Origin of the sequence: Corynebacterium sp. HMSC034E11, from assembly GCF_001835905.1 — a bacterium.
GTDB lineage: Bacteria > Actinomycetota > Actinomycetes > Mycobacteriales > Mycobacteriaceae > Corynebacterium > Corynebacterium coyleae.
This window is the reverse complement of sequence record NZ_KV826421.1, coordinates 67,394-88,897: the sequence shown is the minus strand read 5'-3', so window position 1 is coordinate 88,897 and position 21,504 is coordinate 67,394. Positions and strand designations below refer to the sequence as shown.

General features: G+C 60.5%; 19 protein-coding genes and 1 pseudogene. 6 read left to right on the top strand and 14 right to left on the bottom strand.

Translation table 11 applies throughout. The features are described 5' to 3' along the window. Positions 1–39: 39 nt before the first annotated feature. From HMPREF2690_RS10915 to HMPREF2690_RS10895, 5 genes are all read right to left on the bottom strand, one after another. Entirely contained in the window at positions 40–1,533 is a 1,494-nt protein-coding gene (locus tag HMPREF2690_RS10915) for a cell wall-binding repeat 2 family protein (protein WP_070820889.1), read from the bottom strand. A gap of 10 nt (positions 1,534–1,543) precedes the next feature. Continuing rightward, positions 1,544–2,560 carry a 3-isopropylmalate dehydrogenase gene (locus HMPREF2690_RS10910; RefSeq protein WP_070569316.1) on the bottom strand — a complete coding sequence of 339 codons (1,017 nt, stop codon included), beginning with the start codon at positions 2,558–2,560 and terminating at the stop codon, positions 1,544–1,546. A gap of 66 nt (positions 2,561–2,626) precedes the next feature. After that, positions 2,627–3,478: a hypothetical protein gene (locus tag HMPREF2690_RS10905; protein WP_070422972.1), complete on the bottom strand. Its 852-nt coding sequence runs from the start codon at positions 3,476–3,478 to the stop codon at positions 2,627–2,629. A 34-nt stretch (positions 3,479–3,512) separates the two neighbouring features. Continuing rightward, complete coding sequence (locus HMPREF2690_RS10900) at positions 3,513–5,279, bottom strand: DUF262 domain-containing protein (RefSeq protein WP_070484244.1); 1,767 nt, start codon at positions 5,277–5,279, stop codon at positions 3,513–3,515. A gap of 21 nt (positions 5,280–5,300) precedes the next feature. Beyond that, positions 5,301–6,212 (bottom strand): cation diffusion facilitator family transporter, encoded by a 912-nt coding sequence (locus HMPREF2690_RS10895; protein ID WP_070569415.1) that lies wholly within the window; start codon positions 6,210–6,212, stop codon positions 5,301–5,303. Positions 6,213–6,458: 246 nt separating this feature from the next. On the opposite strand from HMPREF2690_RS10895, the gene HMPREF2690_RS12030 reads away from it, so the two are divergent. Beyond that, entirely contained in the window at positions 6,459–6,944 is a 486-nt protein-coding gene (locus HMPREF2690_RS12030; RefSeq protein WP_070452332.1) for a hypothetical protein, read from the top strand. Positions 6,945–7,078: 134 nt separating this feature from the next. Here HMPREF2690_RS12030 and ilvC read toward each other — a convergent pair whose 3' ends face one another. Genes ilvC through HMPREF2690_RS10875 form a run of 3 tightly spaced genes read right to left on the bottom strand, consistent with a single transcriptional unit; the run spans position 7,079 to position 10,492 of the window. Further along, positions 7,079–8,116 (bottom strand): ketol-acid reductoisomerase, encoded by a 1,038-nt coding sequence (gene ilvC, locus HMPREF2690_RS10885; protein ID WP_083279502.1) that lies wholly within the window; start codon positions 8,114–8,116, stop codon positions 7,079–7,081. A 55-nt stretch (positions 8,117–8,171) separates the two neighbouring features. Continuing rightward, positions 8,172–8,690 carry an acetolactate synthase small subunit gene (ilvN, locus tag HMPREF2690_RS10880; RefSeq protein ID WP_070820888.1) on the bottom strand — a complete coding sequence of 173 codons (519 nt, stop codon included), beginning with the start codon at positions 8,688–8,690 and terminating at the stop codon, positions 8,172–8,174. A 2-nt stretch (positions 8,691–8,692) separates the two neighbouring features. After that, positions 8,693–10,492: an acetolactate synthase large subunit gene (locus HMPREF2690_RS10875; protein ID WP_070820887.1), complete on the bottom strand. Its 1,800-nt coding sequence runs from the start codon at positions 10,490–10,492 to the stop codon at positions 8,693–8,695. Positions 10,493–10,818: 326 nt separating this feature from the next. On the opposite strand from HMPREF2690_RS10875, the gene HMPREF2690_RS10870 reads away from it, so the two are divergent. Further along, entirely contained in the window at positions 10,819–11,364 is a 546-nt protein-coding gene (locus tag HMPREF2690_RS10870; protein WP_070820886.1) for a PH domain-containing protein, read from the top strand. A 3-nt stretch (positions 11,365–11,367) separates the two neighbouring features. Then, complete coding sequence (gene ilvD / locus HMPREF2690_RS10865) at positions 11,368–13,206, top strand: dihydroxy-acid dehydratase (protein ID WP_070820885.1); 1,839 nt, start codon at positions 11,368–11,370, stop codon at positions 13,204–13,206. 18 nt (positions 13,207–13,224) lie between these two features. Here ilvD and HMPREF2690_RS10860 read toward each other — a convergent pair whose 3' ends face one another. Beyond that, positions 13,225–14,094: a DoxX family protein gene (locus HMPREF2690_RS10860; protein ID WP_070820884.1), complete on the bottom strand. Its 870-nt coding sequence runs from the start codon at positions 14,092–14,094 to the stop codon at positions 13,225–13,227. A 158-nt stretch (positions 14,095–14,252) separates the two neighbouring features. On the opposite strand from HMPREF2690_RS10860, the gene HMPREF2690_RS10855 reads away from it, so the two are divergent. Then, the gene (locus tag HMPREF2690_RS10855; RefSeq protein WP_070820883.1) at positions 14,253–15,656 is read left to right on the top strand and encodes a YkvI family membrane protein; all 1,404 of its coding nucleotides are present in this window, start codon (positions 14,253–14,255) and stop codon (positions 15,654–15,656) included. A 68-nt stretch (positions 15,657–15,724) separates the two neighbouring features. Here HMPREF2690_RS10855 and HMPREF2690_RS10850 read toward each other — a convergent pair whose 3' ends face one another. The 3 genes from HMPREF2690_RS10850 to gatB form a co-directional block, all read right to left on the bottom strand. Next, positions 15,725–16,144, bottom strand: a complete 420-nt coding sequence (locus HMPREF2690_RS10850) for a type II toxin-antitoxin system VapC family toxin (protein WP_070422982.1) — start codon at positions 16,142–16,144, stop codon at positions 15,725–15,727. Next, complete coding sequence (locus HMPREF2690_RS10845; RefSeq protein WP_070820882.1) at positions 16,141–16,383, bottom strand: type II toxin-antitoxin system Phd/YefM family antitoxin; 243 nt, start codon at positions 16,381–16,383, stop codon at positions 16,141–16,143. The genes HMPREF2690_RS10850 and HMPREF2690_RS10845 overlap by 4 nt, the downstream gene beginning before the upstream one ends. Positions 16,384–16,509: 126 nt before the next feature. Further along, the gene (gatB, locus tag HMPREF2690_RS10840) at positions 16,510–18,012 is read right to left on the bottom strand and encodes an Asp-tRNA(Asn)/Glu-tRNA(Gln) amidotransferase subunit GatB (RefSeq protein ID WP_070484358.1); all 1,503 of its coding nucleotides are present in this window, start codon (positions 18,010–18,012) and stop codon (positions 16,510–16,512) included. Positions 18,013–18,113: 101 nt separating this feature from the next. Here gatB and HMPREF2690_RS10835 point away from each other — a divergent pair, with 101 nt between their 5' ends. Beyond that, the gene (locus HMPREF2690_RS10835) at positions 18,114–19,067 is read left to right on the top strand and encodes a GNAT family N-acetyltransferase (protein WP_070820881.1); all 954 of its coding nucleotides are present in this window, start codon (positions 18,114–18,116) and stop codon (positions 19,065–19,067) included. A 9-nt stretch (positions 19,068–19,076) separates the two neighbouring features. Here the strand turns inward: HMPREF2690_RS10835 and HMPREF2690_RS10830 are convergent, their stop codons facing one another. Then, complete coding sequence (locus tag HMPREF2690_RS10830; protein WP_070820880.1) at positions 19,077–20,078, bottom strand: bile acid:sodium symporter family protein; 1,002 nt, start codon at positions 20,076–20,078, stop codon at positions 19,077–19,079. Positions 20,079–20,168: 90 nt separating this feature from the next. Then, a pseudogene (locus HMPREF2690_RS10825) lies at positions 20,169–20,528 on the bottom strand (bile acid:sodium symporter family protein); the annotation flags it as partial. Between the two features lie 21 nt (positions 20,529–20,549). Here HMPREF2690_RS10825 and nadA point away from each other — a divergent pair. Continuing rightward, positions 20,550–21,503 (top strand): quinolinate synthase NadA, encoded by a 954-nt coding sequence (nadA, locus tag HMPREF2690_RS10820; protein WP_070820879.1) that lies wholly within the window; start codon positions 20,550–20,552, stop codon positions 21,501–21,503. Position 21,504 lies beyond the last annotated feature (1 nt).

Below are 21,504 nucleotides of genomic sequence, written 5' to 3'. Positions count from 1 at the left end.
AGCGTGAGCACGACCCCCACACGGCGAATTTTTGGAAAACTACTGGTAGCTCACAAACCACGGGCGAGGATTCACGTCGGCATAGGTCTGCTCCGGAGTAAACATGGGAGAATCCTCGTCGATAAAGTTCTTCCACGCCATGAAGTAATTCGGGTCCAACCCCTGACGCAGGATGTTCCACGTGTCGAACTTCTGCTCCGGCAGCCCATGACCGTCCGCGTGAAGGATCCATGCCAGTTCCGGCTGCCCGGTGACAATGTTTTCGCGGTCCGGGTACATTCCAACCTGGAACTGGTGCAGAATCAATGCCTTCTGTGGCAGGTTGTTGTCGCGGACAAGCGCTGCAAGCCAGTCGGCGACCTCATTGATTTCGGCTGCGGTTGCGCTACCGATACGCGAAAGCGGCTGCTCACCAGGGTTTAGCTTCCATTCCGCATCAAGTGCCAAGCCAACGTTCGGCTGCTTGAGCAGCTCCTCGTAGATCTTCGCCTGCTCCAAGAAGTTGCCTTGGCCCGGCTGCAGGTCGATTACGGCGTAACCACCTGCGTCCACGATGGCATCCACATACGGGGCGATATCTTCCATCGGCGTCTCGTTGGAGTAGTTACCGTCATCGCCCGGGAATTCCGATGCCACCGACGCAATGACCTCGAAGGCAGGAATGATCGGCTGATCCTCCAGCGGCTCGTACCAGGAGGCGTATTGCTTCGCCAGTTCAACTGCTGCGGCAGGGTCCTGCTCCCCCATCACTCCGAGCTCTGGGCCGTACGGATGGCCGTAGAGCGCAATCATGCGCCGGCCTGGGAACACCAGTCCGCCGCCACCAGGCAGTTCACCATTGGCGGCGAGTGCTGCACGCGCACGGAAGTTCTCGTTCGAGCCCCACTGGCGGCCAAGCGCGAGCACGTCCTGTTTCATAACATCGCGCATGCTTTGCGACGACGCCCGCGGGTCCGCAGCCGCCAACACCTGCACATCCGCACCTGCTGCGCGAGCTGTGGCCACCGACGCACGCGAGGAGACCGCCGTGGCAAACACTGGCGGCATCTGCAAGCCACGCGGGTTCTTTGCCTCGAGTGCCGCAATCGCCGCCACATCTTCTTCGGCACGCTCGGCTACGACCGGTTCAGTCGCTGCTACCGCGTCGTCATCGCCCGGAACCTCAATTACCCGGGACGCGCCAAGGCGTTCAACCTCAGCATCAATCGCGGCGTCGGTGCCATCGAGGCGCACCAGAAGCGGCGCACCTAGTTCCACTGCAATCGCGGCAGCCCGAAGCTGCTGATCGCGATCCTTCGCGGAGACCACCACCGTGTCCGACGACTCGAAGAAGCGCTGCGAGACTTCCACACCCGTGCCGTCGGCGTCCTGAACCACCTCGTCACCATCGGTGGCAAGGGCGTTCTTGGCGCCAGCATCGGACTGAGAGCCCCCACCGAGTCCTCCGTCGCCTGCGCCGCAGCCAGTCAGGGCAAGCGCAGAAGCACAGAAAATGGCAAGGGACGCACGTGTGATCTTCCGGGAAGAAACCATGCGCTCGACCCTACGCGAGGGCGTCGACGATGCGCTCACCTACCTCAGTGGTACGCACCGGCGTGTCTCCACGTTGGGTCACGTCGCGCTCGACTGCTTCTTCGATGCGGGCGGCGTTGGTGTCGTCGCCAAGGAAGCGCAGCATCATCGCCACAGACAGAATCATTGCCGTGGGATCAGCAATCCCCTGGCCCGCGATATCCGGTGCAGAGCCGTGCACCGGTTCGAACATGGATGGGAACTCACGAGCAGCATTGATGTTGCCGGAGCACGCCAGCCCCACACCGCCCGCAACCGCACCTGCCAGGTCAGTCAGGATGTCGCCGAAAAGGTTGTCGGTGACAATCACGTCGTAGCGCGACGGGTCCTGCACCATGTAAATCGTTGCAGCATCGATGTGGTTGTAGTCCACCTCGACCTCCGGGAACTCCTGCGACAACTCGTCGACCACGCGCTGCCACAAGCCACCTGCGTTGACCAGCACGTTGGTCTTGTGCACGAGCGTGACCTTCTTGCGGCGCGTCATTGCCAACTCAAACGCGTACCGAGCAACACGCTCAGCGCCGAAATACGTGTTCTGAGAAACCTCGGAAGCAACTTCGTGCGGGGTGCCCTGACGCAAGGTACCGCCGTTACCAGCATAGAGCCCCTCGGTACCTTCACGGACCACAACAAAGTCGATCTCACCAGGGTTTGCGAGCGGGCTCGTCGACGATGGGTAGAGCTTCGACGGCCGCAGATTAACGTAATGGTCCAACTTGAAACGCAGCGGCAGCAGCAGGCCGCGCTCGAGCACACCCGCAGGCACGCGCGCCGGGTCGCCGATCGCGCCGAGCAGAATCGCATCGTGTTCGGCGAGGCTTTCCAAGTCCTCGTCCGTCAGCAGCTCGCCGTTGCGCAGGTAGCGGCGCGCTCCGAGGTCATATTCGGTGGTCTCGACGTCATCGCGCACAGCATTGAGGACCTTGAGCCCCTCCGCCATAACTTCTTGGCCGATACCGTCGCCAGCAATCACCGCGATTTTCATATTCTGGGACACCTTTCTCACTGTGTAGACTCTGGCGCCCACATTAGCACTCCTTAGCGCTTGGGTTTAACGATTCCGCTCCGACTGACGGATACGAAACGCCAACTCCTCACTCGAGCCGAATTGCGCCCCCAGCGCAATAAGCGACTTATCAGAAAGCCCCGCCATGGCGAACAACGTCGCTTCCGCTTTCCGCGGGTCCGGCAGCGGCACGATCTCCACCGCGGCACCGTAACTCCTCGCATTCGCAATCGCGGGTATCGACGACTGCCACGTGGCCACCACCTTCGGCGACATATGCGCATCCCGGCGCGATTGGACGGGAAACGGTTGCGCTTGGGCGCCGGGTTTAGCCACGGGATCTGCCCAGGTAGCACGTAGCCAAGTGGGATCGCTACCGTTGAGTTCGGCGACTGCGCGGGCACTGTCAGCAGGGTCATCGATAGTGCGTTCAACGAAGCGCAGCGAAGTCATCTCGCCGAGCGCGCGCATCCCACCGGGGTCGCGTCGGATACGTACTGCACCAGATGCGGGAGCCATAGCGACATCACCGACAGTTAAGACGGTCACCGTGTGCATGTCGGCGATCATGGAGACGTATTCGGCGTGGCGTGCTCCGTCGTAGACCATCATCGGGGCATGTGCGGTCACTGCGATGGAGGCTGCGCGAAGTTGCGCCTCCGGGGTGTCGTCGGAAAGCACGAGCGTTTCGGAGCGCGGGAAGAACAACTTCGCGGTTTCCATGCCAAGTGGGTCGTCGAGCACCACCGGGTGAGGCTCAAACGTTTTGGAGACATGCCCTGCGACGTTGACGCTACGGGCGCGATCGTAAGGGCCAAGTTGGACATCCGGAGTGCATGCGGCGAGCAGTACGCCCGCCGATAGCACGGCAAGCGATGCGTACCCGGAATGCTTCACCGGTCCTCCTTCGTGTCTCTCCCCTGTGCTGTTCCTATTCTGCGTCGTCGCACAATCCTTCGTCGCTGAGAACGTTGCGGTCCATCGCGTATTCAATCATGCCGATGAACCGTTCACGACGATCAGCGATAAATCGCTCCCAGTTAGATGTCAGCAGTGCTTCTGGGTCGACTTCGTGGCTTTCGAGCAGGGCGTCAAAGTCATCGTCGTCAAGCAGCGACTTGGACTGCAGCCTGGGCAGGTAGCGTTTCGGCTCGTTTTGCTCAATGACGACCTCGGTACGACGGCCCATCGGCGTGCGGTTGAGCACGCTGTCGGCCAGCTGCTCGTCGACACCGAATTCGCGCAGGTACTCCCACGGGAAGATCTGGCCGAAGCGAGGTTTCAGTTCGGCCACTGTGGATTTGTCGAAGTGCTCTCCAGTGCGCCAGTCACGCGCGCCGCGTGCCATCAGTAACGAATACAGCCCACGGTAGATCCCACTGTCCGCGGTTGCGGTATAGAGACGGGATTCGTGGAAACGTGCATCGGCGACCGTACGTGGCTCGGCGTCGGTCTCTCCGCAGACCCACGGGATGACTTCAGAGACGTCTACGCCGATGCGGATTGTCGGCGCGTGCGCGGCATAAAGCTCACCGAACACGCCGCACCAGAACCAACGGTTGAGCCTGTCACCGACTTCCTTCTTTCCTGCAAGTTCGGGACGTTCGGCCAGGCGCGCAAGCATAACCGCGAGCGGGATGAGTTGCGCAGGGTAAGGGACTTGATCCGCAGCGACGATACGTCGCTCCTGCAGGAACTGGGCGACCGCAACGAACCCGCGGGCCATCTCATCGGCATGTGCACGGTAATCCTCGATCGTGATGTTGAGGATGTCACCACGGTGGCCCAAAGCAGGCCCCTGCCGACTGGTCAGCAACAGTGACAGTGCACGCAGGAATTCCACACGGCCGATGCCCTTGAGCACGTCATAGCAATCAAACTGGGCTGCGAGTTCTTCCCAGTGGCTAGCCAAGTCGAACGTCGGGTCTTGGGTTGCATATGTCGCGGTAAGGAGCTCGAACACATCCATCTGCACACCTGCCGAGTTAGCAAACGCAAAGATCTGCCCCACTCCCTCTTGTGCAGTATCGCGGTCCAGGCGGATCATTGGAATGTCGTACGCAGGCAGCTCACGCATCACCGCATTGATAAATCGCTTCACGGCAGTACGCACCTCGTCGTGTTGTGCATGTGCCGCCATATCGACGAGGAGATCGTTGCCCTCTTTCCAGAGCAACATCGAAACCGGCATCACAGCGTGCTCGATCATGTCATCGCGATTTCGGATGCCACCTGGAATGTCCGGCCCAAAGTGGGATCGGACATTCCCTTCCCCATCGACAGCAAACACGGCTTCCACCGGCATCGGCGTGTGTGCCACCGCCGCTCGTACGTCCACCATGAACTTCCGGGAAATCGGTCGCCCAAGATAGTCCACCGTGCTCACCTCCCCATCACCCTTAAATGCGTGAAAGAGCGACGTGAGGCGCTGTTGGCCGTCGAGAAGCAACAGGCCCGGTTCCACTCCAGCAACATTCACCCCCTCAAGCGGGCGTGGTTTAAAACGCTGCTCCGCGTTGCGAGTATCGAGCGCGAGGAAAGAACCGACCGGGTAGCCACGCAGCACGGAGGTGACCAACGTGCGCACCCGATCCACGTCCCACAGGTATGAGCGCTGAAAATCAGGCAGCTGCAGCTCGCCGCGCTCAGCGCGGGAAAATAGATCCTTGAGCGAATAGCTCGGCGTAGTAAAGCCCATATGCCTTAGCGTAGGACAGAATCAGCACACCGTCTCGTGCTCGATGTGCTCTGGCAGCTCAATTTGCACTGTCGCATGCTCCACACCCAGCCGGTGCAACTCCGCCTGAACCCGATCCAGCAACTGATCGCGGTCTTCTCCTTCCGCCGCCACAATGTGAACCGTTGCAATCACCGCCACCCCGTCAAGCGACCACAAGTGCAGGTCATGCAAATCCCTCACCCCAGGCAGTGCACGTAACTCAGCCTCGACTTCCTCGGCGTCAAACCCTTCGGGCACACGCTCCAGCATCACACCCACCGACTCCGCCATGAGTTTCCACGCACGAGGAACAATCAGGCCCGCGATCAGCAACGACGCAATGGGGTCAGCCGCGGTAAAGCCGGTCAACGCGACAATTGCGCCGGCCCCCAGCACGGCGATAGACCCGAACATATCCACCAACACGTGGAGGTATGCACCGCGTACGTTGATCGACTCCTTTTGCTGGGAGTACAAAATCCACGCCGACAACGCGTTCGCCGCAAGGCCGATCGCGGCGATGATCATCATCGGACCCGTATCAATCGGGGCTGGATCCCGCAGCCTGCGCAAGGCCTCGATTGCAATCCAGACGGAGACTGCCAGCACTGTCGCGGCATTAATCATCGCCGCGAGCACCTCGACACGGCGGTAGCCGTAGGTCGCGTATGACGTGGCTGCACGCTTACCGACGAGCACCGCCGCCATCGCAATGATCAGCCCGGCCGCGTCCGACAACATGTGCATCGCATCCGCAAGCAGCGCGACCGATCCCGAAATCACACCTCCGACCAACTCCGCGACGAAGACCGTTGCGGTAACGGCAAGTGCGGCGCCGATCGCTTTCGTCGGCGCGTCAACACGTGCGCCATGAGCATGATCATGATGAGCGTGATCTGAATGGTTGTGCATAACGACAACCATAGGAACACCAACACGTTAATGACAATTTATTGAAAATCGCTGCCGGGATGCTTTCCGCAGCGCTCACGAGGAGAAACGAATCCTTCGCGCCTCCCCGGGGCGAAATCCTGCCGAGCCAAATCGTCATACTTTGTTACAGTGGGCGACCGTTCGCATATCCGAGCACGTCACGGGCGGTTCACCATGAATCCGCCCCGAGCGGCGCGGATAAGTAATAACGAAAGGAATTAGCAAATGACTACCCCGAACCCGAATCAAAACCCGAACGACCCGACCGAGGATGTTCGCGTCGAGCGCACTACCCCTGAGGCTTCGACCACCGCACCGGCGCGTCCGGCTGCTGGCTCCACTGCAGTGACTGACGACGATAACGGTGGCGGCGGATGGTGGAAGTGGCTCCTGGGCATTCTGGCAGCACTCCTGCTTTTGGCCTTGCTGTGGAACCTGTTTACCGGCGACGACGCCGAGGGCGACGCCACCGTAGACACCTCCACCACGACTGCAGCCACCGAGGTTGTTAACGAGACCACCACGGTCGAAGACGGCACCGTTACCGAAACCGCACCGGCCGAGGACGCCGCTGAGGACGCCAACACTGACGCCAACGAGGCCGACGCTACCGCGACCGAGACGACAAACGTCGTCGAGGAGGTCATCGACTCCATCGCACCGGAAGGCGCCCAGGAGGAGGCTCCGGCTGACGCACCGGCCACCAACTAATTATTCGGCGCGATCCGACTACCCCGCACCCACTCTCCGGGCGCGGGGTTTGCTCTGCCGTGCGGGCTTGTGCGGGAGCAACACGACAAAGCCCTCGAATCACATTGATCCGAGGGCTACGTTTACCTGCCGAATTAGCGGGCAGTGTCGGTAAGCGGGTTCTTCACCCAGCTCATCATGTCGCGCAGCTCTGCACCGGTCTTCTCAATCGGGTGCTGTGCAACCTTGTCGCGCAGACCCTCGAGCTCCTTGTTGCCACCCTCAACGTTGGCGACGAGGCGCTTGGTAAAGGTGCCGTCCTGGATATCCTTCAGGATGTCGCGCATACGATCCTTCGCCGAGGCGTCGATGACACGCGGACCAGAGAGGTAACCGCCAAACTCTGCCGTGTCAGACACGGAGTAGTTCATGTTGGCAATGCCGCCTTCGTAGATCAGGTCGACGATCAGCTTCATCTCGTGGAGGCACTCGAAATACGCCATCTCCGGCTCGTAGCCAGCCTCGACCAAGACGTCGAAGCCGGTCATGATCAGGTCCTCGAGGCCACCACAGAGCACTGCCTGCTCACCGAACAGGTCGGTGACAGTCTCGGCCTCGAAGGTGGTCGGGATAACGCCAGCGCGTGCGCCACCGATTGCAGCAGCGTAGGACAGCGCAAGCTCACGGCCGTTGCCCTGCGGATCCTGCTCCACGGCGATCAGGCACGGCACACCCTTGCCGTCGGCGAAGGTGCGACGCACCAGGTGGCCCGGACCCTTCGGAGCAACCATGCCGACGGTGATGTTGTCTGCCGGCTTGATCAGGCCGAAATGGATGTTCAGACCATGCCCAAAGAACAGGGCGTCGCCGTCCTTCAGGTTCGGCTCGATGTCCTCTTCGAAGATCTTGGCCTGGGAGGTATCCGGGGCGAGCAGCATGATCACGTCAGCCCATGCAGCTGCCTCAGCATTCGTCTTCACATCAAAGCCGGCCTCGCGGGCCTTTTCTGCGGACTTGGAGCCGTCGCGAAGGCCAACAACCACCTCGACGCCGGACTCGCGCAGGTTCTGAGCGTGCGCGTGACCCTGGGAGCCGTAGCCGATGATTGCAACCTTCTTGCCCTGGATCAGGGACAGGTCTGCGTCTTGGTCGTAAAGCACTTCAATAGCCATAGTTCTCGCTTCTTTCTTCATTCTGTGAGACGGGCGTTTCACATTATGACACAGCCGCCTCAGTTTGTGGGTGTTTTTAGTCCAATGGAGCCAAAGTTTTAGAGCCACGCGTCAGCGCTACCGTGCCTGATCGGGCAAGCTCGCGGATACCGAACGTATCCATGACGTCCAAAAACGCCTTCAACTTCGGTGACTCACCGGTGGCCTCAATAACAACAGAGTCCACCGCAACATCGATCACGCGCGCTCGGAACAGGTTGGCAGCGTCCACCACCTGCGGACGGGTTTGATTGTCCGCGTTGACCTTGACCAGCAGCAGCTGGCGGCCGACCGTGGTGTCGTCGTCAAGCTGCTGCACCTTAAGCACTTGGATCAGCTTGTAGAGCTGTTTGACGATCTGCTCGACAGAACGCTCCGTTGCATCGACCACCACCGTCAACCGGTTCACGCCCTCTTTCGACGTCTTCGCCGAAACGAGCGAGACCAGGTTGTACCCGCGACGGGTAAACAGGGCGGTAACACGGGTGATAATTCCGTCGACGTCCTCAACCAGCACTGAAAGCGTGTGGCGAGTGATTGCATCTGGTTGCGTCATTGTTAGTTCCCTTCCTGCTCCGCCGCAGCGGTCTCGATGGCCTCGCTGATTGCCTGCGGCGACTCCGCAGCCGACTCCTCATCGTCGAAGAACGGGCGCATTCCGCGCGCATACTCAATGTCACTATTCGACGAGCCCGCAGAGATCATCGGCCACACCTGCGCGTCCTCGCCCACGATGAACTCAATGACCACCGGGCGATCGTTGATCTCACGCGCACGTTGGATCGTCGGCAGCACGTCTTCTTCCTTCGACACCCGGAACGCAACCGCGCCGAGCGCCTCCGACAACTGCACAAAGTCCGGAACGTAGGTTTCCCCGCCCAACTTCGTGTGAGAGTAATTACCGTCGTAGAACAACGTCTGCCACTGACGCACCATGCCCAGGTTGCCGTTATTAATCAGTGCAACCTTGATCGGAAAGCCTTCGAGCGCAGCGGTGGTGATCTCCTGGTTGGTCATCTGGAAACAACCATCGCCGTCGATCGCCCACACCTCTGCATCCGGGTGTGCTGCCTTCGCACCGAGCGCAGCCGGAATGGAAAAGCCCATCGTGCCAGCACCACCAGAGTTGATCCAGTGGCGCGGCGTTTCAAAGTCCACAAACTGCGCAGACCACATCTGGTGCTGCCCCACTCCGGAGCAGTAAATCGCGTCAGGTCCGGCGGCCTGAGACAGCGACTCGATAACAAACTGCGGGGCGAGCGTGCCGTCTTCGTGCTTGTCGTAACCACGCGGGAAACGCTGCTTTAAGTCCTGCAGGCGTGCGATCCACGGCTCGATCGACGGCGCCTTAGTCTTACCGGACTCGCTAAAACAATCCGTAAGTTCGGACAACACACGCTTCGCATCACCGACGATCGGCACATCCACCGCGCGGATCTTGCCCACCTCTGCAGGGTCGATGTCAGCGTGAATGACCTTGGCGTGCGGCGCAAACGTATCGGTATCGCCGGTCACGCGGTCGTCGAAACGCGTGCCAACAGCGATGAGCAAGTCGGATTCCTGGAAGGAACCCACTGCCGGTACCGAACCGTGCATACCCGGCATACCCAGGTACAGCGGGTGCGACTGCGGGAACGCTCCGAGCGCCATCAAAGTCGTAGCCACAGGGATCCCGGTCGCCTCAACAAACTCGAGCAGCTGCTTGTTCGCATTCGCCTTCACAACACCGCCACCGATGTAAAGCACCGGACGCTTCGCCTGAGAAATCAGCTTCGCTGCCTGGGCAATCTGACGGTTGTGCGGCTTCGTGTTCGGCTTGTAGCCAGCCAAATCGATCTTCGGCGGCCACTTAAACTCAATCTCCGCGTTCTGCACATCCTTCGGGATGTCCACGAGCACTGGGCCTGGACGGCCGGTCGAGGCAATATGAAACGCCGCCGCAAGCGCGAACGGGATCTGCTCCGGGTCGGTCACCATGAAGTTGTGCTTTGTAATCGGCATCGTGATGCCGCGGATGTCCGCCTCCTGGAACGCATCGGTACCCAAAAGCGACGAGCCAACCTGGCCCGTGATCGCCACCATCGGCACCGAGTCCAGGTAAGCGTCCGCGATCGGTGTTACCAAGTTCGTCGCACCGGGACCAGACGTAGCAATGCAAACGCCGACCCTTCCCGAGGCCACCGCGTATCCCTCTGCTGCATGGCCCGCACCTTGCTCGTGGCGCACCAACACGTGGCGTAGTTTCGTTGCCCGATACAGGGCGTCGTAAAGCGGAAGCACCGCGCCACCCGGAAGGCCGAACACAATTTCCGTGCCAAGCTCCTCCAGGCTGCGAACGACCGCGTCCGCGCCTTTCATCCGCTCCGGTCCATTGCTCTCCGTCGACGGGGATGGTTGTGAACCTGCCACCGTTGCACTCCTTGTGTTCGAATTACCTAAAAATAAAAGCCCCCGGCGAGCGGTGTGCTCTCGAGGGCGCTTGTGTCTGCGGCGTGTAAAACGAACCCGCTACGGCAAGCGCCGCGTGGGTACAATAATTACAAGTCGCTGATTGATCACGTACATGACAATAGTGAGCCAGCCCACCCCCCGCGCATTTTTATTCACAGAAATTACACGTATCGACGACACCCCGGCGCATCCCGTTACTTCCCCCGGCATCAACATGACTAGCATGCCGGGGTATGACAGCCACACAGGGAACGTCCCCGACCACCCAAAAAGTGTTTAAACCAACCCGTGAGCACATCCTCGCCATCGTGCTCGCAACCGGCATCGCACTCATGGGCATCATGTGGGCGCCGAAATATCTCATTTGGCTCCTTCTTATCCCCATTGTGTGGCTCGCATGGGTACTCTGCTCCTCCACCACAGTGGATAACAAAGGAATTAAAACCCGTTACCTCGTTCGCAAAAATACCTTTCTTCCTTGGGAAGACCTGGCCGGCATCGCTTTCAAGGGAACTTCCGCACGCGTCGCTGCAAAAAGCGGCACCGAGTATCCCCTGCCTGGCGTAACGTTCAACTCATTGCCCGCGCTCGCCGAGGCATCCGGAGGACGAATTACAGACGTCATTGCATCCGCCGAGCAAGCAGCAGACGGCAAGTACGAAATCATTGATAAAGACGGCGACCGCATCCTGCTTACCCGCGAGGAATACGATGCCTACCTCGCAGAACACCCCGATCTGCCGGGACCTCGCCCGTCCGCGAACGAACCTAAGGAGTAAACCGTGATCCCCCTTCGCTCACGTGTCACCACCGTTGGCCGCCAAGCAGCCGGAGCCCGTGCCCTGTGGCGCGCTACAGGCACCGGCGAGCACGAGTTTGGCAAACCCATCGTTGCCATCGTGAACTCCTACACGCAGTTCGTGCCTGGCCACGTTCACCTGAAACATGTTGGTGACATCGTGGCCGACGCTGTCCGCGCCGCAGGCGGCGTACCCAAGGAGTTCAACACCATCGCGGTCGACGACGGCATCGCCATGGGCCACTCCGGCATGCTGTACTCGTTGCCCTCGCGCGAGATCATCACCGACTCGGTGGAATACATGGTCAACGCCCACACCGTGGATGCCATGGTGTGCATCTCCAACTGCGACAAGATCACCCCAGGCATGCTCAACGCCGCAATGCGTCTGAACATCCCCGCCGTCTTCGTCTCCGGTGGCCCGATGGAGGCCGGCAAGGCGTTTTCTGTCGGCGGTGTGACTAAGCCGAAGTCCGATCTCATCGACGCCATCGCGCTTTCCGCTAACAACGACGTCAGCGACGACGAGCTCGACAGTATCGCCAACAACGCCTGCCCCACCTGTGGTTCCTGCTCCGGCATGTTCACCGCTAACTCCATGAACTGCCTCACCGAAGCACTTGGCTTGTCACTGCCGGGCAACGGCACCACCCTGGCCACCCACACCACGCGCCGCGAACTCTTCGAGCGCGCTGGCCAGACCATCATGGACCTTTGCGAGCGCTACTACGGCCAGGGCGACGAATCCGTCCTGCCCCGCAACGTGGCCAACGTCCATGCATTCCGCAACGCCATGGCGCTCGACATGGCAATGGGTGGCTCCACCAACACCATCCTGCACATTCTCGCCGCAGCTCAAGAAGGTGAGATCGACTTCGACCTGGCAGATATCGACGATCTGTCACACCAGATTCCGTGTCTGTCCAAGGTCGCCCCGAACGGCGAGGCGCACGTCGAGGATGTCCATCGCGCCGGCGGCATCCCGGCGATTCTGGGTGAACTCCACCGTGCGGGATTGCTGCATGATGATGTGCATTCGATCACGTACTCGTCGCTAAGCCAATGGCTCGCAGACTGGGACATCCGCGGCGGCAGCGCTACCGAGGAAGCGCTCGAGCTCTTCCACGCCGCACCGGGCGGTGAGCGCACCACGAAGGCATTCTCGCAAAGCGCGCGCTGGGAAAGCCTGGATACGGATGCGAAAAATGGCGTCATCCACGACGTCGAGCACCCGTTTACCTCCGACGGCGGCCTTGTCGTCTTGCGCGGCAACCTAGCCCCGGACGGCGCCATCCTGAAAACCGCAGGCGTCGAAGAAGGCTTGTGGGAGTTCACCGGTCCAGCACGCGTCGTCGATTCGCAAGAGCAAGCTGTGTCCATGATCCTCAACCGCGAGGTGCTCGAAGGCGAGGTTGTGGTCATCCGCTACGAGGGTCCAGCAGGTGGACCGGGCATGCAGGAAATGCTCCACCCGACGTCATTCCTCAAAGGCGCTGGCCTGGGCAAGAAGTGCGCACTGATCACCGACGGTCGCTTCTCCGGAGGCACCTCCGGTCTGTCCATTGGCCACATCTCCCCCGAAGCTGCCGCAGGCGGCCTGATCGGCCTCATCGAAAACGGCGACACCATCGCCATCTCCGTGTCCAACCGCGAACTGAAGCTGGACGTGCCGGAAGCAGAGTTGGAAAAGCGCCGTGAAGCTATGGAAGCCTCCGACAACCCCTGGACACCGAACCGTGTCCGTGAGGTTTCGAAGGCTTTGCGTGCATACGCCAAGATGGCAACCAGCGCCGACAAGGGCGCCGTCCGCCAAGTGGACTAAACGCAGCGTGCGTGTGGTTTAGGCAAACGGGTTAATCCCGGTGCCGAACCACCACGCCGCACCTGCTGCGGCAAGACCCACAATGGCGCAGATCCAGGACGATGCCAGCGGACGCTTCGCCCAACCGCGCGAGGCGTCGATACCGTAGCGGCCCGGACCGGTGAACTGCACTGCGAGCGACACTGCCAGCAGCATGACCGGCACCCACGTTTCCGGCGTCCAGGCGAAGACGTTGAAGCCGTCCGTCTGACCGTTGAATGCGTGCAGCGCCAAAAACCCGGTGACGGCGATCGCCACAGCTGCCGCAATCGGTCCGAGCAGACCAAGGACCAAGAACACGCCGGCCGTGAGTTCGAGGGTGGGAACAACAACAGCCAGGCCGTTGCCGTACGGGTAGTTGGCGAATGCATTTTCTAGGCCGGCGATACCGTCGTTGCCGCCGAGTCGGAAGAACACTGCGACGGAATCAATAATCAGGTACGCGCCGAGGAACAGACGCAGCAGCAGCAAGCCGAAATCAGTCGTGCCACGGCGGGCGTCTTCCTCCTCTACTGCAACCGGTGCCGGATCCACCGCAACCGGCTCGACCGGCTCCTCCGCATAGGTTGCGGGGGCTGCCGGTGCGATGGTTTCAGATTCACGGATGAACGCGGATGTCACCGGTGCCGGGTCGGATGAGTATGCAGACGCCGAGGGGACCGCAGTAGAGCCTGCGGACGGCGCAGAGGCTTGTGCTGCCTTATCGGCACTCAGGCGCACCTCGTCGCCCGTCTGGGAAGTCTGCGGAAGAATCTCCGTCGCAGCATCCCCCTTGTATTCGGGCACGTCAGCGACGTTTTCCAGGTTGTTCAGATCGTCGGGTGTGAGATCGCGTGGATTTTTAGCCATGGCCTACAACTTAGGCGAAAACTTCGCTGTGATTTGTCAACTCGCCGGGGTGCGCTGCACCGATGTCAACAAACCTAGTTAGCCAAGCCCGTGTAATGGTGTTACCCTGCTACGCGCTCTAAATCTTTTACGCAAATTTATATAAGGATTGTTTATCGATGAGTAAAACGCTCAAAGTCGCCCTCGCGCTCGTGGGCCTGACTGTCGGCGCTGGTTTTGCCTCCGGGCAGGAAGTCATCCAGTACTTCCTCGCCTTCGGCTACAAGGGCATCATCGGCGCCGCCATCGCAGGTGCCGCGATCGCAATCTTCAGTGGCTGGGTCTACCAGCTCGGCTCCTACTACATGGCCGATGACCACAGTGCCGTGTTCAAGAGTGTCTCGCGTCCGTGGATTGCTAAATACATGGACATCACCACCGTGTTCACGCTGTTCTGCATCGGCTTCGTCATGGTCGCCGGTGCTGGCGCGAACCTCGAGCAACAATTCGGCCTGCCAACTTGGGCCGGATCGACCATCATGGTTGTGCTGCTGCTCCTGTCCGGTCTTCTTGACATCGACAGGCTCACGAACGTTTTCTCCTTCATCACGCCGCTGCTGATCATCTGCCTGCTCGCCGCGTTTGTGATCACACTGACGAACATCCCGTCCGACTTCGGATACATCAACGAGATTGCACAGCAGAACCAAAGCGCATCAGGCACGTTTGGTAACTGGCTGATCACCGCGTTGAACTACGCAACCCTGGTCATGATCATGGACGTTTCCATGATGCTCGTCTTCGCTGGCTCCCACATGAACCCTGCACTGGCAGGCCGCGGTGGTCTACTCGGCGGCATTATGTTCGCTGTTTTGCTGCTGATCCTCACGTTCATTCTGTTCTGCAACATGGCAGACGTGATGGACGCAGACATGCCGCTGCTGATGGTCTTCGACAACATGCACCCGGCAGTGGGCGTGTTCGTCTCCATTGTCATCTACCTGATGATTTACAACACCGCCGTCGGCATGTTCTACGCCAGCGGTCGTCGCCTCAGCCACGACAAGCCGGGCAAGTTCCGCCCGTACTACTTCGCGGCGGTTCTCGTCGGCTACGCCCTGTCCTTCATTGGCTTCGCTGACCTGCTCGGTTGGGTTTACCCAGTTCTGGGCTACCTCGGTCTTGCCCTTGGCATTGCTATGGGTGTGGCTTGGTTCCGCGACCGCAAGAACATCCAGGAGGAGACGGGACGCCGCGAGCGTCTTGCAGAGCTTGCCGAGACCGCGCTCGATCCGGAAGGCGAGCCGCTGACCCGCGCCGAGCGCAACGAAGTCGACGAGCTCACCGGCGATTCCCACATGGGCGGCCAAGACCTGTGGCAGTCCGTTCAGGAAGAGGTTGCTGCGGATCTGCACGCGGACTCTTCCAGCGAATTCGATATCGCGGACGTGCCTGCGCTCGATCCGGAGTCTGAGTCCTACGAGGGCGCACCCGATACCCCGGGCGACGAAATCCACTGGAAGTCCTACGAGGAGATGTACAAGACTGGCGAGTTCCCGGCCGTCAAGCCTCAAAACAAGTAGCACTGCTTGACGACGACTCCCCCGCCCCGGCCATCCACCACACTGGCCGGGGCTTTCGCGTTTCGTGGTTACATCTCCCAGGGATTAACTAGCTCAACGCCCATCGACTCAAAGCCAGGGGTATTCCGTGTCGCAACGATAAGGCTATGTACTTGAGCGGTAGCAGCGATAAAAGAATCCGCAGTCGCTTTCGGGTCTGGGACGTGCATCGCAGCCGCCACAGAGGCTACGTCCTCATCAAAAGGAAGAATGCGCCCTTTGAATTGAACTTTAACTTGACCATTGAACCAGTCGCGCAACCTTTCAGCCTGCACTGGATCCGTACGTTGCTTGAGCAGAATTCCTCTTTCGATCTCAAAAACTGAGATGGAAGAGATGTATACGTTTCCCTCTGCCAGGTTGTCGGCCCAACTCGCCACTCGAGGATTCACTCGGCCGGGCGGCTTCCGCAGCTCACTAATAACGTTGGTATCGAATAAATACCTCACAGGTCGAGACTCCGCACTTTAAATTCAGCTCGCGTAGGGTCGAATTCTATATCTTCATCCTTCATTTGAACTGCTTTCACCCACCCAGTTTCTGACGATGAGAGCCGACGATAGTCGTCGATCGACAGCAGAACGTGTGACGGCTCCCCACGATCAGTAATGATCACAGGGTGATCCAGCGCGGCGCGCTTCGCGGCACTGACATCCCGATTGAATTCTCTGGCGGAAATAGCGGTCATAACACACCTCCCTGCAGGTACGTACCTACAGGATATGCATTGTTACCATTACCTACAACCCACCAAAGAAGAACCAGCCGGCCCCGTACGTAAGTCGGGGCCGGCTGTGTGGTGCTTCGCTGAAGGTTACTCGGCGAGCTTCTTGGCGATGAGCTGGTTGACCTGGCCCGGGTCTGCCTTACCCTGGGTGGCCTTCATCACGGCGCCGACAATTGCGCCGGTGACCTTCTTGTTGCCTGCGCGGTACTTCTCCACGATGTCCGGGTTGGCAGCAAGTGCGTCGTCGACAGCCTTTTCAATGGCGCCGTCGTCGCGCACAACCTCAAGACCACGCTTTGCGACGACCTCATCAACGTTGCCGTCCCCCTCAATCACACCGTCGATCGCCTGGCGGCCGAGCTTGGTGGTCAGCTTGCCCTCCTTGACCAACGCAACCACGCGTGCGACGTCGTTCGGGGTAACGCCAAGCGCGTCCAGGTCTTTGCCTGCTTCATTGGCCTTGCCCGCGATGTAGGACACCCACCAGGAACGAGCCTCGTCCGGGGTCGTGCCAGCTTCCACTGTGTCCACGATGAGATCCAGCGCACCAGCGTTGACCAGGTCACGGAATTCCTTCTCCGGCAGCTGCCACTCCTCCTGGATGCGAGCGCGGCGCACCCACGGCAACTCGGGCAGGGTCGCACGGATTTCCTCAACCCACTCCGGCTTCGCGATCACCGGCGGCAGGTCCGGGTCGTTGAAGTAGCGGTAGTCGGATGCCTCTTCCTTCGGACGTCCCTTCGAGGTGGAGCCGTCCTTCTCCTGGTAGTGGCGGGTCTCCTGGACGATCTCCTCGCCGTTTTCCAACGCGGCAGCCTGGCGCTGCATCTCAAAGCGCACGGCCTGCTCGACCGACTTCAGGGAGTTGATGTTCTTGGTCTCGGTGCGGGTGCCGAACTCTTCCTGGCCGACTGGGCGCAGGGACACGTTGGCGTCGCAACGCATGCTGCCCTGGTCCATACGAGCGTCGGAGACACCGAGCGCCTTGACCAGCTCGCGCAGTGCACCGACGTATGCCTTGGCCACCTCGGGTGCGCGCTCGCCGGCACCGATGATCGGCTTGGTCACGATCTCAATCAGGGGCACGCCTGCACGGTTGCAGTCCACAAGCGAAGCGGTAGCACCGGTAATACGACCGGAAGCGGAGCCCAGGTGGGTGAGCTTGCCGGTGTCCTCCTCCATGTGCGCACGCTCGATCTCCACACGCCACTCGGTGCCGTCCTCGAGGACGACGTCCAGGTAGCCGTCGTACGCAATCGGCTCGTCGTACTGAGAGATCTGGTAGTTCTTCGGCTGATCCGGGTAGAAGTAGTTCTTGCGCGCGAAGCGGGAAGACTCCGCAATCTTGCAGTTCAGCGCCAGGCCGATCTTGATTGCCCACTCCACACCCTTGGCGTTGACCACCGGCAGTGCGCCCGGCAAGCCGAGCGAAACCGGGTCAACGTTGGAGTTCGGCTCCGCACCGAAGTGGGCGGAGGCCGTGGAGAACATCTTCGTCTCAGTTGCGAGCTCGACGTGTACCTCAAGGCCCATAACTGGGTCGTACTTTTCCAGTACCTCGTCGTAATCCATCAGATCGTAGGCAGTCATGCGGGCCATTCTACTGCCCCACCCGTTGTGCTCGCGCTCCAGCTCGCCGTGGCGAAATTTACCTAGAATAAAACCCCCTTCAAGGCTGAGAGGTGCGGAGGATGGACAACGAATTACTTGCACAGATGACTCGCGCCTACGAGGCTTGGATGCCCCGACAGTTGCGTGACTGGTACCCGCGAGACGAACGCCTGCGCCTCGCGCGAAAGGAAATGCGCCCGCACGCGGAGCACGTAGCTAACCGCGAGTTCGGCGTGGGATTTCGCGATCACCTCAACAGCATCGACGGGCCGAACGTCGAGGACCCGCTGGCGTGGGCAAACCGGCACGTTAAGTTTGCCGACGGGCACTGGTGTGTGGCCGGAATCCGGTTTCTGGGATTGGACCCGAAGAAACCGTTTGTGCATGTCGTCGCTACATCTGTGCCTCCGGAACTCGACGGGTTAGCACCGTATGCGCAGCACTTGCACTACGAGTTCGCTGATTTTGCGCCGGTTGCAATCCGGTTCGAATTGCCCAACCCGCCGGAGAGCGCCGATGTGGATCAGTGGATCGTTGCCGGCCTCATCTCCGAACTGCGCGCTGCACCACGCCGTCCGCAGAGCCACCTGGTGCGGCTTATTCCAGCAGCTCCTGAGGAGATGACGGGGTACGCAGATGAGGTGCTGGGAAACATCGTGAAGCAACGGCCCGAAGTGGCGACGTGGACAGAAGCAGCGACACTGCCGCAGTTACAAGGCTGCGCGGAAACCGGTGCGATGTGCGCAGTGGAAATCGGAGGCAAACGGGCCGGTGTGATCGCTGCCGCGCGTGACGATGCCAACGGCATGCGGGGGTTTCAGGTCTACGAGTTTCTTCTCGACGACCACGCGCGCGGCCGCGGCCTCGCCCCCGCTGCAATGCAGCACCTGTGCGACGTTCTTCCCGCGCACCCCGGCGATACGTTGTGGGGAACGATTCATGCGGGCAATGGGCCGTCGCTAGGCAATGCGCTCGCTGTTGGTCGCGAGAAAATCGCCGCGTTTGTGTGGGTGGAACGTCGCGGCGATCTCTAACGCGTTGCCCTAGACCGTCAGAGGCTCAGCGCTGGGTGCTGTTTTCCCGGAGCGCTTCGCGCGGTCGTCGCGAAGACGCATGACCATGGCGAAGATCCCGCCCGACAGGGTATGCCACACAGAGAAGATGACACCTGGCAGGGCGGCCAGCGGGGTCATGTACTGCACCGCCAGCGTCGCGGCAAGACCGGAGTTTTGCATCCCGACCTCCACCGCGATGGTGCGCGAGGCCGATTCTGTTTGCTTCGTTCCTTTGCCGGTTAAGTAGCCAAGCGCGTAGCCGAGCAGATTGTGGATCATGACAGCCACCAGCACGAGCAGGCCCGCTTCGACGATCTTGTCGCGCGAACCCGAGACGATGATCGCGACGATCGTGGCAATGGCACCAACCGAAATCCACGGCAGGGCGGGCAGGATGGACTCTGCGATCTTTGGCAGGAAGAACGTAATCGCCAGGCCGAGCAGGACAGGAAGCAGCACCATCTTCACCGTTGAGATCGCCATCGATCCGGCACTTACCGGTAGGTACTGCCCCGCCAGCCACAGGGTGAGCAGTGGCGTGAAAATCGGCGCGAGCAGCGTGGACACCGTGGTCATCGCAACCGACAGCGCCACATCACCGCGGGAGAGGTACGTAACCACGTTGGAGGTCGTGCCACCCGGAGCGCAGCCGACGAGGATGACGCCTGCGGCGATCTCCGGCGGCAGTTTCAGCAGCCACGTGATCAGCACGGCGAGCACCGGCATGATGACAAACTGCGCGATCACACCGATGAGCACAGGCATTGGGCGCTTCGCGATGATCGCAAAATCAGCAACCTTCAACGTCAATCCCATGCCGAACATGACCACGCCCAGAAGCCAGGTTGTCCACCCGGTAATCGGCGCAACAACAGACGGGGTGAAGTATCCGATGCAGCCGCCGACAACGACGAGGATCGGGAAGACAACAGAGGCGATCAGGGCCGAACGATCTTCGGCGGTGGTCGCCCCACCACTCGATTGACTCATAGCGTGAGATTCTACTCTCACATTATGGACTCTCGGGGCGGTTTTGGAGATTGCGTTAGGAAACCCCAGCGTGGCTTAGGTAAACATCGCCTTTGCGGTGGCGTAGCCCAACGCGTAACCAAGGGCGTTGTGGAGTTCGACCACGAGCAGGACGACGAGGCCAGCCTGGGCGAGTTTGTCGCGGCTACCGGCCGCGACAATGGTGACGATGATTGCGATCGCGATGACCGAGACCCACGGCAGCACCGGCACAACGGCCGCCACAAGGCACGGTGCGACGAGACGGACGAGGAGGCCGAGGCCGACCAGCAGAATGACCATTTTCACGATCGACCACGCCATTGGGCCTGCGCTGACATCCATGTGCTCACCGGCCAGCCAGAGTGTGAGTAGCGGGGTGAAAATCGGCGCGAGCAGCGTGGAAACCGATGTCATCGTCACCGACAGAGCGCCCCGGATTACATTGGGCGTATGTGGACCGATGAAGTACGCAAACTTAAGCGCGAACGAAACGCCGTCATTCTGGCGCATAATTATCAAATCCCTGAGATCCAGGACATCGCCGACTTCACCGGCGATTCACTCGCGCTATCTCGTATCGCCGCCGACACGGACGCAGACGTGATCGTGTTCTGCGGTGTGCACTTTATGGCGGAAAGCGCCAAGATCCTCAGCCCCGACAAAACGGTGCTCATCCCGGACCAAGATGCCGGATGCTCGCTGGCGGACTCCATCACCGCTAAGCAACTTCAGCAATGGAAGGACGAGCACCCTGGTGCGGTCGTCGTCAGTTATGTGAATACCACCGCCGATGTTAAGGCCCTTACGGACGTCTGCTGCACCTCCTCGAACGCCGTTGAGGTGGTGGATTCCATCGATCCGGACCGTGAGATCCTCTTTTGCCCCGACCAGTTCCTCGGCGCCCACGTGAAGCGCCTGACCGGCCGCGAGAACATCCGTATCTGGGCGGGCGAATGCCACGTCCACGCAGGAATCAACGGCAAGGAGCTTGCGGAGCAAGCGTCGGCGCACCCCGATGCGCCGCTGTATATCCACCCAGAATGCGGTTGTGCGAATTCCGCAATCTTCCTCGCTGGCGAAGGAGTGATCCAACCGGAGCGTGTGCACATGCTATCCACCGGCGGGATGCTCGACCAAGCAGACCGCGACACAGAAGGAACTGTGCTCGTAGCCACCGAAGTGGGAATGCTGCACCAGTTGCGAAAGCGGGCTCCGCTGGCGGATTTCCAGCCCGTGAACCCCCAAGCTAGTTGCCGGTACATGAAGATGATCACCCCAGAAAAGCTGGTTCGCAGCCTGCGTGACCTCCGCGACGAGGTAACCGTGCCCGAGGACGTCGCGGCGAAGGCGCGCCAGTCATTGGAGCGGATGATCGCGATCGGCACACCGGGAAGCGGTGAGTAGA

What these genes read in the sequence shown, in the direction of transcription:
- HMPREF2690_RS10915 (WP_070820889.1), bottom strand. Translation starts at nt 1,533, where the DNA reads ATGGTTTCTTCCCGGAAGATCACACGTGCGTCCCTTGCCATTTTCTGT.
- HMPREF2690_RS10910 (WP_070569316.1), bottom strand. Translation starts at nt 2,560, where the DNA reads ATGAAAATCGCGGTGATTGCTGGCGACGGTATCGGCCAAGAAGTTATG.
- HMPREF2690_RS10900 (WP_070484244.1), bottom strand. Translation starts at nt 5,279, where the DNA reads ATGGGCTTTACTACGCCGAGCTATTCGCTCAAGGATCTATTTTCCCGC.
- HMPREF2690_RS10895 (WP_070569415.1), bottom strand. Translation starts at nt 6,212, where the DNA reads ATGCACAACCATTCAGATCACGCTCATCATGATCATGCTCATGGCGCA.
- HMPREF2690_RS12030 (WP_070452332.1), top strand. Translation starts at nt 6,459, where the DNA reads ATGACTACCCCGAACCCGAATCAAAACCCGAACGACCCGACCGAGGAT.
- ilvC (WP_083279502.1), bottom strand. Translation starts at nt 8,116, where the DNA reads ATGAAGAAAGAAGCGAGAACTATGGCTATTGAAGTGCTTTACGACCAA.
- ilvN (WP_070820888.1), bottom strand. Translation starts at nt 8,690, where the DNA reads ATGACGCAACCAGATGCAATCACTCGCCACACGCTTTCAGTGCTGGTT.
- HMPREF2690_RS10875 (WP_070820887.1), bottom strand. Translation starts at nt 10,492, where the DNA reads ATGAAAGGCGCGGACGCGGTCGTTCGCAGCCTGGAGGAGCTTGGCACG.
- HMPREF2690_RS10870 (WP_070820886.1), top strand. Translation starts at nt 10,819, where the DNA reads ATGACAGCCACACAGGGAACGTCCCCGACCACCCAAAAAGTGTTTAAA.
- HMPREF2690_RS10860 (WP_070820884.1), bottom strand. Translation starts at nt 14,094, where the DNA reads ATGGCTAAAAATCCACGCGATCTCACACCCGACGATCTGAACAACCTG.
- HMPREF2690_RS10855 (WP_070820883.1), top strand. Translation starts at nt 14,253, where the DNA reads ATGAGTAAAACGCTCAAAGTCGCCCTCGCGCTCGTGGGCCTGACTGTC.
- HMPREF2690_RS10845 (WP_070820882.1), bottom strand. Translation starts at nt 16,383, where the DNA reads ATGACCGCTATTTCCGCCAGAGAATTCAATCGGGATGTCAGTGCCGCG.
- gatB (WP_070484358.1), bottom strand. Translation starts at nt 18,012, where the DNA reads ATGACTGCCTACGATCTGATGGATTACGACGAGGTACTGGAAAAGTAC.
- HMPREF2690_RS10835 (WP_070820881.1), top strand. Translation starts at nt 18,114, where the DNA reads ATGGACAACGAATTACTTGCACAGATGACTCGCGCCTACGAGGCTTGG.
- HMPREF2690_RS10830 (WP_070820880.1), bottom strand. Translation starts at nt 20,078, where the DNA reads ATGAGTCAATCGAGTGGTGGGGCGACCACCGCCGAAGATCGTTCGGCC.
- nadA (WP_070820879.1), top strand. Translation starts at nt 20,550, where the DNA reads ATGTGGACCGATGAAGTACGCAAACTTAAGCGCGAACGAAACGCCGTC.